Genomic DNA, 16314 nt, shown 5'->3' with positions numbered 1-16314 from the left:
TATTACTAAAGTATGGACGTATTTTTTTAATAACAAAAATTAAGACTGTCCTCTATATGAGGACAGCCAGCCATGGCATTTTTTTGTAATATGGAGCACAGAAGAGTTATTTGTTGTTGTTCGCAAGTTGCTGTTGCGCGATTTCAATCGCTCTTTTTACCATATTCCCGGCATCCTTTGCTCGAATGCCTCCCCAGCCTTCTTTTTGAACAACATCGTAAAAACCAAGCTCTTTTGCCAGTTCAATTTTCATTTCTTCTGACATTATTCCTCTTCTACCCAATCGGACAACGCCTCCCTTGCCATGACTACTATTAGTTTTAACTATTGGGTAATAAACCATTCGTAAACTTACAATAAGATTAAAAAATAGTATATTAATGCCCTTAAAATTAGTTTTTTTTTCCAAAAAAATACCCGTATCAAAAAGATACCGGTACATACTTTCTAAAAATGAAAAGATAGTAATTTAAATTTACTGTAACTACTATTACACTAATTCTTGTTTATCTTCATAAAAAGTAAGTTGTACAGTTTCTGTTAGTACGTCAGCGTAACTGTAGGAAACACGTTCGAATGAATTTTCATCTTGATCTAATTCAATTACGAATACCGATGGATACGTTTCTGCAAGGACTCCTGTTCGTTCGATGGTCTTTTTACGTCCACCATTTGCCCTTAACAAAAGGCGCTTTCCTAAATTACAATCAAGACTTTTTTTGATTTCTGACAATGTTTTTGGCATATCTTCTACACCTCACTAAGAATTAGTATAGCAAACATTCAAAAATCTGTCAATGGTAAAATAATAAATTATAACAGGGTTAAAATTTGTTTGTCAACAAAAAAATAAATTATTTTTATTTCTTTTATTCACCATTTTTAGGCTTTCCTATTTTTATTAATTTATGTATAATATTCTTTTTTTAACTTAAATTTAAAAAACAGTTAACGTTTAAACGTTAACCTTTATTACAAAAAACATTTTATTCATTATGGTTTGGGTGATAAGGCATCCCCATCCGTAATACTCCCTTTGTTTCCACTCCTCCAATACCCTTTTCCCTAGTAATTGTATTACGTAAAATATCCCAAACATTAATTTGTTCTGTAAATGGCGTAAAACTTAACTTTGAAACAATGTAGACCGGATCTAAAGCATGAATGTTTACCCTAAGGGGTGAACTTGCAAAATTGGCACCTGCATTTATTAATGATTCAAAATGAGATTGACAAGCACCTGCAAAAATGATGAGTTGGTCTAAATTCGGATATTTTTTTCTAACTTCCTTAACTGTCATTACAAAATCCTTTGAGTGACGGTATGCATGTATATCATTTTGTTTTCCATTATGTTTTGAATATGAATCATGACCAGTAATAACTAAAATATCGGGACGAACTTGATCAACAAGTAATGGCACTTGTAAAGGCATTTCTTTCTCTTCACAAAAGGCTCCATATACAGGTACTCCTAACTTTTTATATAATGCAAGGCATTTTTTTAAGTAGTTGGAATCGCCATCTATATGAAGAACCTTTCCTGGTAATTGGAATAATCTAAGATTTGATTGATATCCTAAAGTTGTTTCATGTTCTTTTCTTTCTCTAACACTTTGAAGCTCTTGTCGAAATAAATAATTAGACTGTTCCTCCATTTGTCTATAAGGTGCGAGGATGCGGTTTTTAGTTTGCTGATCTATAACGACTAAATCGTGAATCGGAGCATCCGCAATTAGTCGGATATCTTCCCCATATAATAGCGCATAAGTTTCTCCATTATGCTGATAAAAACGTATAACCCGAAAAGGAATATCACATTTATACGATTTCCTTCCTACAATCTGATTAACTTGTATCTCCATCCCATTCACCTCAAGTTTAAATTCACAGGCTTTTATAGGCTATGCAACTAATTAAAATTTCGTGAAAGGAAGAGCATTGAAAAAAGACAAAAAAATTGGTCACTTTGATAATCAAAGGACCAAACAAGTTTTTAATTAAAATGTTCATATAATGCATCACTTAATTTAGCAAATTCCTCAATTGTTAATGTTTCACCTCGTCTTGAAGGTTCAATTCCTGCCACACCTAAACTTGAAACAATTAATTCCTTCTTTTCTTTACCTTGGTCTAAAGAGTTAGTTAAATTATTTAAGATTGTCTTTCTCCGTTGTCCAAAACTTGATTTAACCACTTTAAAGAAAAATGATTCATCCTTTACTTGAACAATTGGTTGGTCACGTTTCCGTAAACGTATGACAACAGAGTCAACATTTGGTTGTGGGATGAATACCGTTCTCGGCACATGCATAACAATTTCTACAGTTGTATAATATTGAATGGCAATTGTTAATGATCCATAGTTTTTTGTACCTGGTTGTGCTGCAATACGATCACCGACTTCCTTTTGCATCATGACAACCATATTTTTAAACGGTAATTTTTCTTCCAAGCACTTCATAATAATTGGAGTTGTAATATAATAAGGTAAATTCGCTACAATGGATATTTCCTCTTCCTCAGTAAAATACTCTTTTAAAACTTCATTTACATTTGCCTTTAAAAAGTCTTGATTAATTATTGTAACGTGCGGATAAGGAGATAAGGTGTCTTTTAAAACAGGAATGAGCCGCTGATCGATTTCAAAAGCTAAAACCTTCTTACATGCTTTTGCTAGTTGTTCTGTTAATGCGCCGATACCTGGTCCAATTTCGACCGCTCCACTTGATTCGGTAAGTTCTGCATTTTCAACAATATTTCGTAATATATTCGTATCGATTAAAAAGTTCTGCCCTAAAGATTTTTTAAATGTAAAACCATATTTTTCTAAGATTGCTTTCGTTCTTATTGGGGTAGCAATATCCTTATTCATTTATTTGTTCCTCCTGAAAAATCTGTTCCATCGCTTGTACAAATGACTCTCTTGAAATTTGAAACATTTGTAACCGTTTATGTAATTGTTTACCATTCGTATAACCAATTTTTAATAAGTCTCCAAGTTTTTCCCTTCGTGTTTTTGCATTTGGGTCACCGACTAATCTGTAATAAATTAAATCTTGTTGAGTTATCAACTCTTGCGGCTCAATATCCATTACATGGGCTTCCTTTAATGCTTTCCGAATATGTTCTGGCTTTGCATGCTCAACACCAATTTTCTTACCATTTTTCTGTTTAGCAAGTTCCTTTGGTAAAAAGGCATGCTTACAATTCGGGACCTTCTCAATAATCGTTTTGCGGATTTTTTCCCCTGGAAAATCTGGATCTGTAAAAATAATGACTCCGCGTACTTCGGCAGCTAATTTTATTTGTTCGATTGTCTTTTCATCTATTGCAGAGCCGTTTGTTTCGATCGTATCAGCTTCCACAGCCCGTTTTATCGCAACAGTATCATCTTTACCTTCAACAACGATAATTTCTTTTATTTTCATTTTTTCCTCCAAAAGTGAAACCTGACTAGTACTCGTTACGTCTATTTAATTAGAAACATTCTTTTCATTTTTTAGTTTCTCTATAGTACACTTTTCTTATTATCCAATGGATTAAAAGAAAAGTAAAATGCAGAGAAAAAAATTTCTCTGCATTTCAGTTAAATTATTTATTTTTTACTTTAGAATTTTAATCTTTACCTTTTTTCGACCCCAACTATAAGCTTCGGATTTGGAAGGAAAGAATACATCAATTTTATGTCCTTTAATGCTACCACCAGTATCTGCTGCAACTGCGTAGCCATAACCTTCCACCCATATTTTAGTACCTAGTGGGATTACACTCGGGTCAACAGCAATTACTTTGGCATCTGGATTCGCACGAAGGTCAAAACCTGTTGCCGTTTTTCCAGAACATCCATTACAGCTAGCTGTATAAGCTGTAGCTTCTACGTAAAATTCTTTACCTGTTTCTTCTCCACGGGAAACTGGTTCGACTTTCTTCGTCCCTACAGCTACTACTTTGTCTTGGGCATCTTCTAATACTTCTTCCGATACGAGTGTTTTAGAAACTTCCTCGCCATTTTCTATAACGACTTCATAAGTCTTTTTTACACGACCTTCTTTACCTTCTTGGATAACTTTTTCTTTACCGGATTGTAAACTATTATCTTTTTGAGTCACAACTCCAAATTCTATTGGCTCTTCCACTACATCGGTGACCTTTTCAACACGGACAATATTAATTTTCATATTTGCATCTAAAGTTTTATCTACTGCTGGCTCGATGCGATCAAGTTCATTTAACTCGATTCCTTGCTGGACTAAAAAGTCACCGACCGTAGTCGAGGTAGACCAAAGTTCTTTTTCTTCGCCGCCGTCATTGACAACGACTTGAAAAGCAACGTCTAGTACAATTTCTAAATCCTTTTCTATCTCCGTATCTAGTGCTACATTTAATTTATCTTGTTCTTTAATCGTTATATTCTTACTCTCAAAAAACTCCGCTACTGTATCTGCAATTGTCCAATATTCTTTTTGTTCGCCATCAACAGTTAAAGTGATTTGTCTTGCTGGCTTCCAGCTAACCTCCATATTTTCCGTTAGCTCAGTTTCCTCTGTTGGTGTTAAATGATCATGTTCACCAAGGGTAATCTCGAATTCTTTTAAAAGTTCTCCTACTGTTTTCGCATGGGTTTTTACAATTTTCTTTTCACCATCAGCGACGAGCGTAATGCTTTTTTTCGTCCCCTGGTAGATGAGAAGACCCGCTACTAGCATTATTACCGTTAGTGTCGCGGCAATAATACTCAGTTTCTTCTTGCTTTTCGAAACTGAAAGAGCAAGGTCTTTCATTTTTTGGGTATTCATGAGTTTGCCTCCTTTTAATCTTGGAGTGAGTATAAAAGAGAATGAGCAGCATGTCAAATTTTCGGAAACAAGATTGCTAGATTTGTACTATATTATTACATAATTCTATTTATTTTGAAAAGTCCGTTTTGTCGACATATTTTTTTTAGAGTTAGGGGATTTGAGCAAAAACTTGTTCCTCTATGTCGAATCTTCTAAGAATCTTGTCAGTTAATCCCGAAAAGTTTTTTAGCATTTTTTGTTGTTATTTCTGCGATTTCTTCAAACGTGAGCCCTTTTAGTTGAGCAATTTGTTCCGCTACTAACTTGACATAAGCTGGCTCATTTCTTTTACCTCGGAACGGATGAGGCGCTAAATACGGACAGTCGGTTTCAATTAATAATTTATCTAGTGGTACAACTTTTACTACTTCTTTTGGCTGTTGCGCATTTTTAAACGTGACAGGACCGCCTAGAGAAACATAGAAATTCATATTAATGACTTCCATTGCTGTTTCTGGATCGCCACTAAAGCAGTGCATAATGCCACCTACTTCTTCCGCCTGTTCTTCTTTTAAAATTCGAATACAATCTTCGGTTGCTTCCCGGTTATGTATCATAATTGGAAGCTTTAATTTTTTTGCTAGTCGAATTTGTTTGCGGAAAAGTTCATGTTGAACTTCCTTCGGTGACTTATCCCAATGATAATCTAAGCCTGTTTCTCCTAAAGCAACGATTTTTGGATGTTTGCAAAGATCCTCAATCCATTGTAAATCCTCGTCACGACAATCAATTGCGTCTACTGGATGCCAGCCAATACAACCGTATATATTTTCATATGTATCAACTAATTCCATTGCTTTTGTTATTGTCGGACGGTCAAAACCGACGACAACGATGTTTGTTACACCTGCATCCTCAGCCCTCTTCAATACTTCTTCTAAATCATCTGCAAATTGTTCTGCATTAATATGGGCATGGGTATCAAATAACATATCACTTTCTCCTTTAATGTTGCTGTATTTTCTATTTAAAGAAGAAGGCTTTCTATGATTACTCACCTTAACATAGATATATTTCAGTTTTGTTACAAAGCGTTAATAAAACAAGTACAATTTGATAGCAAACCTTCTTCTTATTCGTAATATTTACTTTTTAGCCAAAAAAATAAAGCTATCCCACCCAATATTTCTAGCCTTTCCAACACTTAATATTCGCAGAGTAGAAATGTTTATTTGGGATAGCTTTTATTAAATTCATTTCATATTTTTATTTTACTTTAGCTCCAATTGGTAAGTTTTCAGCAACGGTTGCTAAAGACAAGACGCCGTCTTTCTCCCCAGCTAAAATCATTCCTTCTGAGATTTCCCCACGTAATTTAACTGGTTTTAAGTTTGTAATAACAATAACTTTACGTCCAACTAACTCTTCTGGTTTATAGTGCTCAGCAATACCAGAAACTACCTGACGTTTTTCATAACCTAAATCTAATTGAAGTTTTAATAATTTATTTGCCTTTTTCACCGGCTCACACTGAATAACTTTTGCTACACGAAGATCAATTTTTGCAAAGTCATCAATTGTAATTTGTGGTAATTGTTCTTCCTCTACTACTTCTTCTTTCTTTTTATCAAGTTTTAGTGCATTTGCTTTCATTTGTTCTTGAATATATGCTACCTCTTTTTCATGTTCAAGACGTGGGAAAATAGGCTCGCCTTTTTCTACTTTTGTACCTGCTGGTATTTGACCGAATTGTTGCAAGCTTTCCCATGAATGAAGTTTTTCATCTTGAATATTTAATTGGGCAAAAATTTTCTTCGGTGCGCGAGTAATGAATGGTTGTAGTAAAATGGCAACACGACGCAATGTTTCTGCTAAGTGAACAAGAACACTTTCTAATTCTTCGCGTTTTGTTTCATCCTTCGCCAGTTTCCACGGCATTGTTTCGTCAATAAATTTATTTGCACGGCCAATTACTTGCCATACAGTAGATAACGCAACGGAGAATTCCATTTTCTCCATAGCTTCTTCATATTGACGAACAGCATCATTATTTGCTTGTACTAATGATTTTTCAAATTCTGTATTAGACCCCATATATGCAGGAATTACCCCTTCAAAATATTGAGTAATCATCGCTACCGTACGGTTTAATAAGTTACCTAAATCATTCGCTAAGTCGTAGTTAATTCGGTTAATAAAGTCTTCTGGAGTAAATACACCATCACTTCCGAAACTTACTTCACGCATTAAGTAATAGCGAACAGCATCTAGACCATAACGGTCAACAAGCATGTCAGGATATACAACATTCCCTTTAGATTTCGACATTTTTCCATCTTTCATTAATAACCAACCATGGCCAAACACCTTTTTCGGTAACGGCAAACCTAAAGCCATTAACATAATTGGCCAATAAATTGTGTGGAAGCGAACGATTTCTTTTCCAACCATATGAACATCAGCTGGCCAATATTTCTTAAATTTAGAGTCATCATCACTACCATAACCTAGGGCAGTAATATAGTTTGCTAATGCATCAATCCAAACGTAAATAACGTGTTTTGGATTGCTTTTAACTGGGATACCCCAATTAAATGATGTCCGAGAAACGGCTAAATCTTCTAAACCTGGTTTAATAAAGTTATTAATCATCTCATTTTTTCGAGACTCAGGTTGAATGAAGTCCGGATGTTCTTCATAATATTTCAACAGACGATCTGCATATTTACTCATTCTAAAGAAATAGCTTTCCTCTTTAACAAGCTCAACTTCATGACCACTTGGAGCTTTACCGCCGATTACTTTTCCATTTTCATCACGATAAACTTCTGCTAGTTGTGACTCTGTGAAATATTCCTCATCAGATACAGAATACCAACCTTCGTACTCTCCTAAATAAATATCACCTTGTTCTAATAATTGCTCAAAGATTTTTTGTACCGCTTCTTCATGCTCTTTATCTGTAGTACGGATGAACTTATCGTTGGAAATATCTAACTTTTTCCATAACCTTTTCATGTCTTCTGCCATTTGATCAACATACTCTTGTGGCGACATGCCAAGTTCCTGAGCTTTTTTCTCAATCTTTAGACCGTGTTCGTCGGAACCTGTTAAGTAAAATACATCGTAGCCTTGTAGTCGTTTATAACGAGCTACAACATCACAAGCAATCGTTGAGTAAGCATTTCCAATATGGAGCTTACCGCTTGGATAATAAATTGGGGTTGTAATATAAAATGTTTTCTTTTCAGCCATCGCTATCTCCTCGTTTCTATGAACTAAAGAAAACTTGCCTAATTATTATGGTAAATAATTCAGTAGTATAACTTTTTCACTTAAGGAAAGTCTATCCTTAGAATTATTACTTTCCATCTCGTAAAAGAAAGCCCTCAGTTTGCGGTCCGAGAGCAAGTTTCCATTTGTAACTATTAATAGCCTATTTTAACCGCTTATATAGGAAAAATATACCTAAATAATAAAAAAAATGCAACCTTCCCAATTTTAAATAGGGCTTTCTAAGCTTATTATTAAAGTGACATAAACCCCTATGAATGCAAATGTTTGACGGTTTTTATGAACATTGTTACTATAAAATTGATATAAAGTAAACTTATGAATTTTCTATAAATTTATTATATTTTCGAGAGGGGATATCGAATGAAATCCACTGGAATTATAAGAAAGGTCGATGAACTTGGTCGAGTCGTCATTCCAATCGAACTCCGTCGTTCCCTTGGGATTGAAGAGAAGGACGAACTCGAAATATATGTTGAAGAAGATAAAATTGTATTAAAAAAGCACAAACAAAATAAAACATGCATGATTACCGGTAAACAATCAAATGAAAATGTCGTTCTTGCTAATGGGAAAATTGTACTAAGCCATGATGGGGCAAAACAATTATTAGATGAGATACAAAATGCCTTTAGTATAAAAACAGAGTAAAGGGCATAAATAGCCCTTAAAAATATAGCTAACCCTTAAATTAATGGATTAATTCTTTTCATCATTATCCGTATGATAAATTTTATAAACATCCCTTTTTCCCATGCCGCGATCCTTCGCAGCTTTTTTTATTGCCTCTTTCGGAATTATTCCTTGCTCAATATAATATTCAACGTGCTGATTTACATTAAGTGTGTGCCAAAACTGATTGTCTTCGTCATCAAAATTTTCATCTGTACCTTCAATGATAATACAAAATTCACCACGAATTTCACTGTTTTTTGCCCAGTCTAATAATTCTTCTAAACTTCCACGTATATACTCTTCAAACTTTTTCGTGAGTTCTCTAGCAAGCACCGCTTCCCGATTTCCAAATGAATCATGTAAGGCCGTTAATGTCTCTTTTAAACGGTGAGGCGCTTCATAAAATATAAGTGTCGCCCTTATCTTTTTTAATTCATTTAAATCTTTTTCTCGCTCTTTCTTCTTTCTCGGTAAAAACCCACAAAAATAAAAGGGCTGTGGATTAATCCCTGAAGCGGTCAATGAAGTTAATGCTGCATTTGCTCCAGGAAGTGAGACAACAGAAATCCCTTCTTTCACAGCATCCCTTACAAGTTCATAACCTGGGTCAGATATCGCTGGCATTCCAGCATCTGTTACAAGGGCAATATTTCTCTTTTCTTTTAATTGTTCTAGTAACTGCCGACCACTTGATTCTTTATTATGTTCATGGTAGCTCACCATTGGTGTGTGAATTTCAAAATGATTTAATAATTTTCTCGTATTTCTCGTATCCTCTGCTGCAATAAGATCAACTTCTTTTAAAGTACGTACCGCTCGAAATGTCATATCCTCTAAATTACCAATAGGTGTTGGTACTAAATATAAAATTCCATTGTTATTCTGGAAACTTTTTTGAATGTTCACTTGACCAAAACTCCCTTAAAAACACTTCTTTTTCTTTTCTTGTCAGTTTTTTGAATTTGTATTCTGCTCGCATTGCTTCACTTTTCGTTTCATATGTTTCAGAGTAGATTAATTTTACCGGCAAACGACTTCTCGTATACTTTGCACCTTTACCTGAGTTATGTACTGCTAATCTTTTCTGCACATCTCTTGCATAACCACCATAAAAGGAGCCATCTGCACATTCTAACACATAAAAATAATGTTCATTCTTTTCCATACAAAATTTCATTCACTTCTTCCGTATAATTCCCATTTTCCTCATAAACAATGAGTGGAGGTAAAATTTTTAAATCCGGCTTCCCATCTTTTGTTCCCTCGATTAATATTGTATTCGCTTCTTTACCTAATTTCGGGTATACAAAGCGTAAACGTTTCGGTTCGACCCGGTATTTCCGCATCAATTCTATCATTTCAAGTAGTCTCCCCGGGCGATGAACAAAAGCAACCTTCCCACCAGGTCTCACTAATTGGCTACTTACTCGAATACAATCTTCCAACGTACAATATATTTCATGTCTAGCAATGGCGAAATGTTCCCTTTCATTAATAATATTTGTTTCTGAAACTGGGAAATACGGAGGATTACATGTGACGACATCAAACGTATTATACCCAAGTTCTTTCGGCATATCTTTCAAATCGCCGTGGATTATGTTTATTTGTTCTTCTAACTTATTATAGCCAATGCTACGTTTTGCCATATCATATAATCTTTCTTGAATTTCAACACCTATAATTTTTGCCTTTGTTCGTGGACTGAGTAATAAAGGGATTACCCCGTTTCCTGAACAAAGGTCAATGATGTTCCCCTTCTGAATTGGTAAATAAACAAATCGAGCAAGTAATACCGCATCTAAGGAAAATGAGAATACGGATGGACTTTGAATAATACGTAAATTTTCAGCTAGTAAATAATCTAGCCGCTCATCACCAACCAACTGAACCAAAACACAAGCCTCCAATTCTATACGTTATCTCAAAATATTATATATTTAATTAAAAAAGCTATCCATACTTCAGATACCGCACCACTAAATATTACTCAACAAAGTAATAAAAGGTGGGGATCTATTGGATAGCTCTATTTTTATTTATTCTTATTTAAAAAAGATATACAAAACATACAATCGCCGTCTTTTCGCAAACTACCAAACTGGATATTACAAATATGGAACCCTTCATTATATAATCTTGCTAAATTATCATGGCCCTCACCGATGTCTAGAAGGTTTTGCTTTTTGTCTTTCTTTTTCTGACCTTGCTTATTTTTTGTTTCTGCTACACTATTATCTAAACGCTTGCGCAAATGTTCATTTTCCAATGTTAGAGAGTGATTTTCTTCTAGTACTTCAGCCAATTGTTGTTTTAATTCTCCAAGTTGCTTATATAATTCACCTATTTGTTGCTCCATATTGGTTACAGAGTCGAATAATTCCTTTTTATTCATCACTTTAGCACCTCGTTAATCCGCGGCTTTAGAAGAAATAACCCCTTCTTCAATAATTTCGTCTAACGTATACTCGATCACTTTTTCCTGTTCTTCTAACTCTATTTGAATAATACGTTCCATTAAGTTTAATCCTACTACTTTCCCTTGACCAAGGGACGTATAGATCATCTCACCTAAATCCGGCAATTGTTCTTTTGCTTCTTCATACTCATCGTTTTCATATTTCAAACAACACATAAGTCTACCACATAATCCTGAAATTTTCGTAGGATTTAATGATAGATTTTGATCTTTCGCCATTTTAATCGATACAGGTTCAAAATCGCCTAAAAATGTTGAACAACACAGCATTCGTCCACAAGGACCAATTCCACCTAACATTTTTGCCTCATCTCTAACACCAATTTGGCGAAGTTCAATTCTAGTTTTAAATATGGCAGCAAGGTCTTTTACTAGATCACGAAAGTCTACTCGTCCGTCCGCGGTAAAATAAAAAATAACTTTATTACGGTCAAAAGTATACTCAACATCAACTAGTTTCATTTCTAATTCATGTTCAATAATCTTTTCCGCACATATATCAAAGGCTTCTTTAGCTGCCTTTTTATTCTCATTCACTTGAAAACGATCCTTTTCATCGGCAAGGCGTAACACTTTTTTCAATGGTAATACAATATCTTCTTCACCAACAACCTTGTTGGCAATAACAACTTTCCCATATTCTATACCACGGGCTGTCTCAACAATGACAAATTGATTTTTCTCTATACTTAAGTCACCGGGATCAAAATAATATATTTTACCCGCTTTTTTAAAGCGTACACCTACGACATTATACAAATCTATCCCTCCTGCAGCTTAATAATAAGCTGTTCCATTAACAACGCTCCATTAACATTAGATTGCAGCCGTTTTTTTGCTTCTAAAATTGATAAAACATGTTCAGATAAACGCATACTAGAAATACGAAGCGCATGATGCCTCCATTCCTCTTTAAAATCAGGGAAAATTAAATGTTTATCTTGTTCCAATTGAATATATAGTAAATCTTTATAAATAAACAGGAGCATGTCCAAACCGATATCCATCTGCTCCCTTGATTTAAAATGCGGTAACCATTCAGTTTGTAAAAATAAAAGCGCATCCATCAAAGTTTGTTTACAGTGGATTTCATATAATTTTATCACTAAATTCCGTGCTTGTAAAAACCATTCGTCTTCTTGTAAGCGTAAAGCATCATCAACGCTGTTCGTTAAATTTGCCAATAAAGGTGCCCGTTCTTGCTTAATTCCTTTATCAATAAGAAAAGTGACTAATTCCTCTTTCGGAATCGGTTGAAATGAGATATGTTGACATCTTGAATATATAGTAGGAAGGATTTTTTGAATTTGTTCGGTAATTAATACTGCTGTCGTTTCACTGTTTGGTTCTTCTAAAAACTTTAACAGGCTATTTGCAGCACTTGTCGTCATTTTATCAGCAGCGACGATCATATAAAACTTCCGTCCGGATTCGACACTTTTCTTAGCAAACTCTTGTTGTAAATTATTTATTTGTTCTTTTTTTATTGAAGCCCCATCTGGCTCAATTATATGAATGTCTGGATGATTTCCGTTATTTATTCGTTTACATTGAATGCAATCATTACATGGTTTATGATCTTCTACTATATTTTCGCAAAATAATGCTTTTGCAAACATCAAGCCAATTTCTCTTTTCCCTGTTCCTTTCATTCCTTCAAAAAGATAGGCATGGGCGATTCGATTTTTAATTAATGCTTGTTTTATTAACTTCATAGCCATTGGTTGCATTTTCTCTAATTGTTCCCATTGTTTTTCCACAACTATCACCCATCTCTTTTAACTATCAATATATATTTATGAGTATAGGTTTATAATTAAACCTTTTATTTCACCTAGAATACTTAGAATATGAATATTATCTTCTTCACTCTTCAAAAGTTCATCGGTCAACTCTATTAGTTTCTCATCAATTTTCTCAATCGTTTGTAACATACGGCTTTCTCCAAATATATCAGTTGTATGGGACTTTTTTAAACCTATACCATTATCAGATACTTCCTTTAAAAACCTTTTCACTAACAGTTTATATCTAGCTAAGTCCCGAAAATTACGAGATTTACCTAAACGTTCACCAGCTTTTTCAATATCTGCATACAAATTTTGCAATTGCCCCATTTGTAATTTTTCTGATTGAGTTTTGATTGCTGTATGAAACTTCAAATTCCCTTGATGCTGTACTTTTGAGTCATTCATTAACCGCTCATTTGAAACTCGGAAGTCTTGATTTACTTTCATCAAATAAAAATCCTCCAGACAGTTATCGTAATTTACGCTTAATTATATAATAATGTAGAAAATAGAATGAGAGCAACCGGAAAAGTAATCCGATTGCTCTTAGTATTTTTTAAAAATGGAAAAACTGTTCCACCGGTAAGACAAATACTGTTGCTCCACCTACTTCTACTTCAACAGGATAAGGCATATACGAATCTGCATTTCCACCCATAGGTGATACAGGGGAAACTAATTGCTCTCTTGAACTACAATTCTCTTTTATAATTTGTAATGCTTTATCTACACGAACATCTTCAGTACCGATGAGAAATGTCGTATTTCCAGACTTTAAAAATCCACCTGTCGATGCAAGCTTCGTTACACGAAAGTTATTATCAGTTAGCGCACTGAGTAATCGATTACTATCTTGATCTTGGACGACAGCAAGTACTAATTTCATTCCTGTCCCTCCTTAAAAAGTCCTAATCAGCTTTAATTGTATTATAGCAGAAACCGAATCTCCTTAAGATTGGTCAAATTTGTAAATTTTTTAAATTCTTAGTATAACTTCATCGTTTAAGTTATTTTATGTCAGTAATGCGTACTATTGTGATATTTTTATGTTAATCACATCATTTTTTCTTTAAAAACTACGCTAGGAAACCAACCCCGTAATTTTATGCACCAATAAACTGAAGTATTTTGTTTGATACTTCACGATAAACTATATCAATATCATTTTGTGCATCAATCATCGTGATTCGATCAGGATATCGTTTTAAAAGTATATGATATCCTTCTCGAACTTTTGTATGAAATTGTAATGACTCTACATCAAGACGATTTACTTCCCGATCTTTATCCTTATTTATTCTTGCTAAACCAACTTCTGGTGAAACATCTAAATAAATTGTTAAATCAGGCATATAATCTTCAATGGCAAACTTATTTATTGTTAAAACTTCTTCTATTCCTAACCCTCTCGCATAACCTTGATACGTTAAACTACTATCAATATATCGATCACAAAGGACAATGCTTCCTTTTTCTAACTCAGGAATTATTTTTTCAACTAAATGTTGTCTTCGTGCAGCTGCATATAAAAGGGCCTCTGTTTTTGCATCCATATTTATATTTTTTCGATCTAATATTACATTCCTAATTTGTTCTGCGATTTCAATGCCGCCCGGTTCTCTTGTCAAAACTGCCCGAAACCCTTTTTTAGTCAACGCTTCTGCTAATAATTTTGCAATTGTACTTTTACCCGATCCTTCACAGCCTTCTAAACTAAAAAAATAACCCACAATTTATCCTCCAACTTCTTGTATAATTCATTACATATTTTTTATTATATCTAATTTTAACACACCCGTCTTATTTTCGTTGTTAGGAATATTATTTCTATAATACTATGAATAGGATATATTTTGTTTAGTCATAATTTTCCTTAACTGTTTTACAAAAAACATATAAGCTTGGTCATCTGTTTCCGTCTGTATTATATCCTTGTCACACTCATTGCAAATAAATGCTGACAAAATATGGTACCCTTTTTCTTTTACATTTTCACAAACAATACATCTTTCCCCATCCTTATGCTCTAATCCGTTCATTTCCCCACCTCCGTATTCCCATTATGGGCTCAAAACATACAATATATTCAACTAATGAATAAGCCGCCTTCCAAACTATGATAATCCTATGTGTAAAAACTGTATTATGTGTTTGCCTCCATTAAAAGGTTTTTCAATATTTTTATAGAATGTTTATTTTATATAAATTTTAGAAGGATGCAAATAAAAGCTTTACTCGTTATCGATGCACAGAATGGAATAATCTACTTTAAAGATTTTACTCGTGAACTCCATAAAATTGAAAATGTAATCCAAAAGTTTAAATCAAGAAATGAACCTGTTATTTTTATTAAACAAATTGATGAAAACAAAAATAGCCCATTATATAAAACTCAAGTGGAAATGACATACATGAATCTTTAAAAAGTTATGCTGATTATATTATTGAAAAAAAGACACCCAGTGCATTTTTCTAAACAATATTAACTGGAACTATAGAAAAACTTAATGTAGATCATTTGTTTACTACTGGGTTCAACACGGAATTTTGCTGTCTATTTACAGCGATAAGTGCGTACGATCGAGGTTTTAAAGTAACTTTTATTGAAGATGCTACTGGTACAGTAAATGACGCGGAAGTATATGAAATGAAAGGTTTAGATATTCGAGATTTTGTTGGAACTGTATTACATTGGTCTAATTGTATTGAAGTATTATATTATGAGGAGTTTGTAAAGGTTTATCATGATTAAATAAGAAGGGGGGAAATTCCCCCTAATTCCTTAACCTAAGCGACTTTCTATTTGCTGACAAACTTCTTCTGCACTAAGTCCTTTTGCCTCAATAACAGGAGCTTGAGTCACAGTATCGTGCATTCCCATTACATTGGAATCTAAGCCTGAAACAACACAACAATCACAATTTACAACATCAGACTCCTGTTTCAATTCAACAACTTCATATCCTTTTTCTTGCAGAACTTGTTTTATATTCGATAAAGATGCTTCAACACCGATTTTCAGCATAAAAACCACCTCCTCAGACGTAAGATAACCAAACTCAGGTATATTATTCATACTGTAAATTTACTAAACAAAAGTAATGTAAATAACAAAAAACACAGCGATATTATTTCGCTGTGTTTTAATTGCCTGGCAACGTCCTACTCTCGCAAAGGGAAATCCTTCACTACCATCGGCGCTGAGAAGCTTAACTTCCGTGTTCGGGATGGGAACGGGTGTGACCTTCTCGCCATCGTCACCAAGCCAACTACATTGATTTTGCTCCTTTGCAGA

20 protein-coding genes, 1 rRNA gene and 1 pseudogene are annotated in these 16314 nt (G+C 34.1%); 2 read left to right on the top strand and 20 right to left on the bottom strand.

Translation table 11 applies throughout. The features are described 5' to 3' along the window. Positions 1-106 precede the first annotated feature (106 nt). The 8 genes from GW534_RS13355 to metG all read right to left on the bottom strand — a co-directional run bounded on the left by GW534_RS13355 (position 107) and on the right by metG (position 8036). Positions 107-265, bottom strand: coding sequence for a small, acid-soluble spore protein, alpha/beta type (locus tag GW534_RS13355; protein WP_161921511.1), 159 nt, complete (start codon positions 263-265; stop codon positions 107-109). Between the two features lie 225 nt (positions 266-490). Then, on the bottom strand, positions 491-745 hold the full coding sequence (veg, locus tag GW534_RS13350) for a biofilm formation stimulator Veg (RefSeq protein ID WP_161921508.1): 255 nt from the start codon (positions 743-745) through the stop codon (positions 491-493). Between the two features lie 241 nt (positions 746-986). After that, positions 987-1865 carry a sporulation peptidase YabG gene (gene yabG, locus GW534_RS13345; RefSeq protein ID WP_161921507.1) on the bottom strand — a complete coding sequence of 293 codons (879 nt, stop codon included), beginning with the start codon at positions 1863-1865 and terminating at the stop codon, positions 987-989. 131 nt (positions 1866-1996) lie between these two features. Further along, complete coding sequence (gene rsmA, locus GW534_RS13340) at positions 1997-2875, bottom strand: 16S rRNA (adenine(1518)-N(6)/adenine(1519)-N(6))-dimethyltransferase RsmA (protein WP_161921506.1); 879 nt, start codon at positions 2873-2875, stop codon at positions 1997-1999. Then, a complete protein-coding gene (gene rnmV, locus GW534_RS13335; protein ID WP_202630936.1) occupies positions 2868-3431 on the bottom strand; it encodes a ribonuclease M5 in 564 nt (187 codons plus the stop codon). The genes rsmA and rnmV overlap by 8 nt, the downstream gene beginning before the upstream one ends. A 174-nt stretch (positions 3432-3605) precedes the next feature. Further along, complete coding sequence (locus GW534_RS13330; RefSeq protein WP_246204156.1) at positions 3606-4799, bottom strand: G5 and 3D domain-containing protein; 1194 nt, start codon at positions 4797-4799, stop codon at positions 3606-3608. A gap of 206 nt (positions 4800-5005) precedes the next feature. After that, positions 5006-5773, bottom strand: coding sequence for a TatD family hydrolase (locus GW534_RS13325; protein ID WP_161921504.1), 768 nt, complete (start codon positions 5771-5773; stop codon positions 5006-5008). A gap of 274 nt (positions 5774-6047) precedes the next feature. After that, entirely contained in the window at positions 6048-8036 is a 1989-nt protein-coding gene (gene metG / locus GW534_RS13320) for a methionine--tRNA ligase (RefSeq protein WP_161921503.1), read from the bottom strand. A gap of 402 nt (positions 8037-8438) precedes the next feature. On the opposite strand from metG, the gene GW534_RS13315 reads away from it, so the two are divergent. Continuing rightward, entirely contained in the window at positions 8439-8726 is a 288-nt protein-coding gene (locus GW534_RS13315) for an AbrB/MazE/SpoVT family DNA-binding domain-containing protein (protein WP_161921502.1), read from the top strand. A 48-nt stretch (positions 8727-8774) separates the two neighbouring features. On the opposite strand, the gene rsmI is transcribed toward GW534_RS13315, so the two are convergent. The 10 genes from rsmI to GW534_RS13265 all read right to left on the bottom strand — a co-directional run bounded on the left by rsmI (position 8775) and on the right by GW534_RS13265 (position 15058). Further along, a complete protein-coding gene (gene rsmI, locus GW534_RS13310) occupies positions 8775-9656 on the bottom strand; it encodes a 16S rRNA (cytidine(1402)-2'-O)-methyltransferase (protein ID WP_161921501.1) in 882 nt (293 codons plus the stop codon). Further along, positions 9628-9915 (bottom strand): GIY-YIG nuclease family protein, encoded by a 288-nt coding sequence (locus GW534_RS13305; RefSeq protein ID WP_161921500.1) that lies wholly within the window; start codon positions 9913-9915, stop codon positions 9628-9630. Before GW534_RS13305 ends, rsmI begins: the two co-directional genes overlap by 29 nt. Further along, a complete protein-coding gene (locus tag GW534_RS13300) occupies positions 9902-10645 on the bottom strand; it encodes a tRNA1(Val) (adenine(37)-N6)-methyltransferase (protein WP_161921499.1) in 744 nt (247 codons plus the stop codon). Before GW534_RS13300 ends, GW534_RS13305 begins: the two co-directional genes overlap by 14 nt. A gap of 140 nt (positions 10646-10785) precedes the next feature. Next, complete coding sequence (gene yabA, locus GW534_RS13295; RefSeq protein ID WP_161921498.1) at positions 10786-11145, bottom strand: DNA replication initiation control protein YabA; 360 nt, start codon at positions 11143-11145, stop codon at positions 10786-10788. 15 nt (positions 11146-11160) lie between these two features. Further along, complete coding sequence (locus tag GW534_RS13290) at positions 11161-11988, bottom strand: PSP1 domain-containing protein (RefSeq protein WP_161921497.1); 828 nt, start codon at positions 11986-11988, stop codon at positions 11161-11163. Between the two features lie 2 nt (positions 11989-11990). Continuing rightward, on the bottom strand, positions 11991-12989 hold the full coding sequence (gene holB / locus GW534_RS13285; protein WP_161921496.1) for a DNA polymerase III subunit delta': 999 nt from the start codon (positions 12987-12989) through the stop codon (positions 11991-11993). A gap of 36 nt (positions 12990-13025) precedes the next feature. Further along, positions 13026-13466: a YaaR family protein gene (locus GW534_RS13280; protein ID WP_161921509.1), complete on the bottom strand. Its 441-nt coding sequence runs from the start codon at positions 13464-13466 to the stop codon at positions 13026-13028. A gap of 109 nt (positions 13467-13575) precedes the next feature. Further along, on the bottom strand, positions 13576-13905 hold the full coding sequence (locus GW534_RS13275; RefSeq protein ID WP_161921495.1) for a cyclic-di-AMP receptor: 330 nt from the start codon (positions 13903-13905) through the stop codon (positions 13576-13578). 217 nt (positions 13906-14122) lie between these two features. Further along, complete coding sequence (tmk, locus tag GW534_RS13270) at positions 14123-14749, bottom strand: dTMP kinase (RefSeq protein ID WP_161921494.1); 627 nt, start codon at positions 14747-14749, stop codon at positions 14123-14125. Between the two features lie 105 nt (positions 14750-14854). Further along, positions 14855-15058 carry a sigma factor G inhibitor Gin gene (locus GW534_RS13265; RefSeq protein ID WP_161921493.1) on the bottom strand — a complete coding sequence of 68 codons (204 nt, stop codon included), beginning with the start codon at positions 15056-15058 and terminating at the stop codon, positions 14855-14857. A gap of 183 nt (positions 15059-15241) precedes the next feature. Here GW534_RS13265 and GW534_RS13260 point away from each other — a divergent pair. Further along, positions 15242-15771, top strand: a pseudogene (locus tag GW534_RS13260) (isochorismatase family protein). A gap of 30 nt (positions 15772-15801) precedes the next feature. Here the strand turns inward: GW534_RS13260 and GW534_RS13255 are convergent. Both GW534_RS13255 and rrf read right to left on the bottom strand, forming a co-directional pair. Beyond that, positions 15802-16044, bottom strand: coding sequence for a YkuS family protein (locus GW534_RS13255; RefSeq protein WP_161921492.1), 243 nt, complete (start codon positions 16042-16044; stop codon positions 15802-15804). A 124-nt stretch (positions 16045-16168) separates the two neighbouring features. Next, a 5S ribosomal RNA gene (rrf, locus tag GW534_RS13250) occupies positions 16169-16284 on the bottom strand. Positions 16285-16314 lie beyond the last annotated feature (30 nt).

It is taken from the genome of Pallidibacillus pasinlerensis, from assembly GCF_009996845.1.
In the GTDB taxonomy this organism is placed as follows: domain Bacteria; phylum Bacillota; class Bacilli; order Bacillales; family Caldibacillaceae; genus Pallidibacillus; species Pallidibacillus pasinlerensis.
This window is presented reverse-complemented; position numbering and strand designations above follow the sequence as displayed.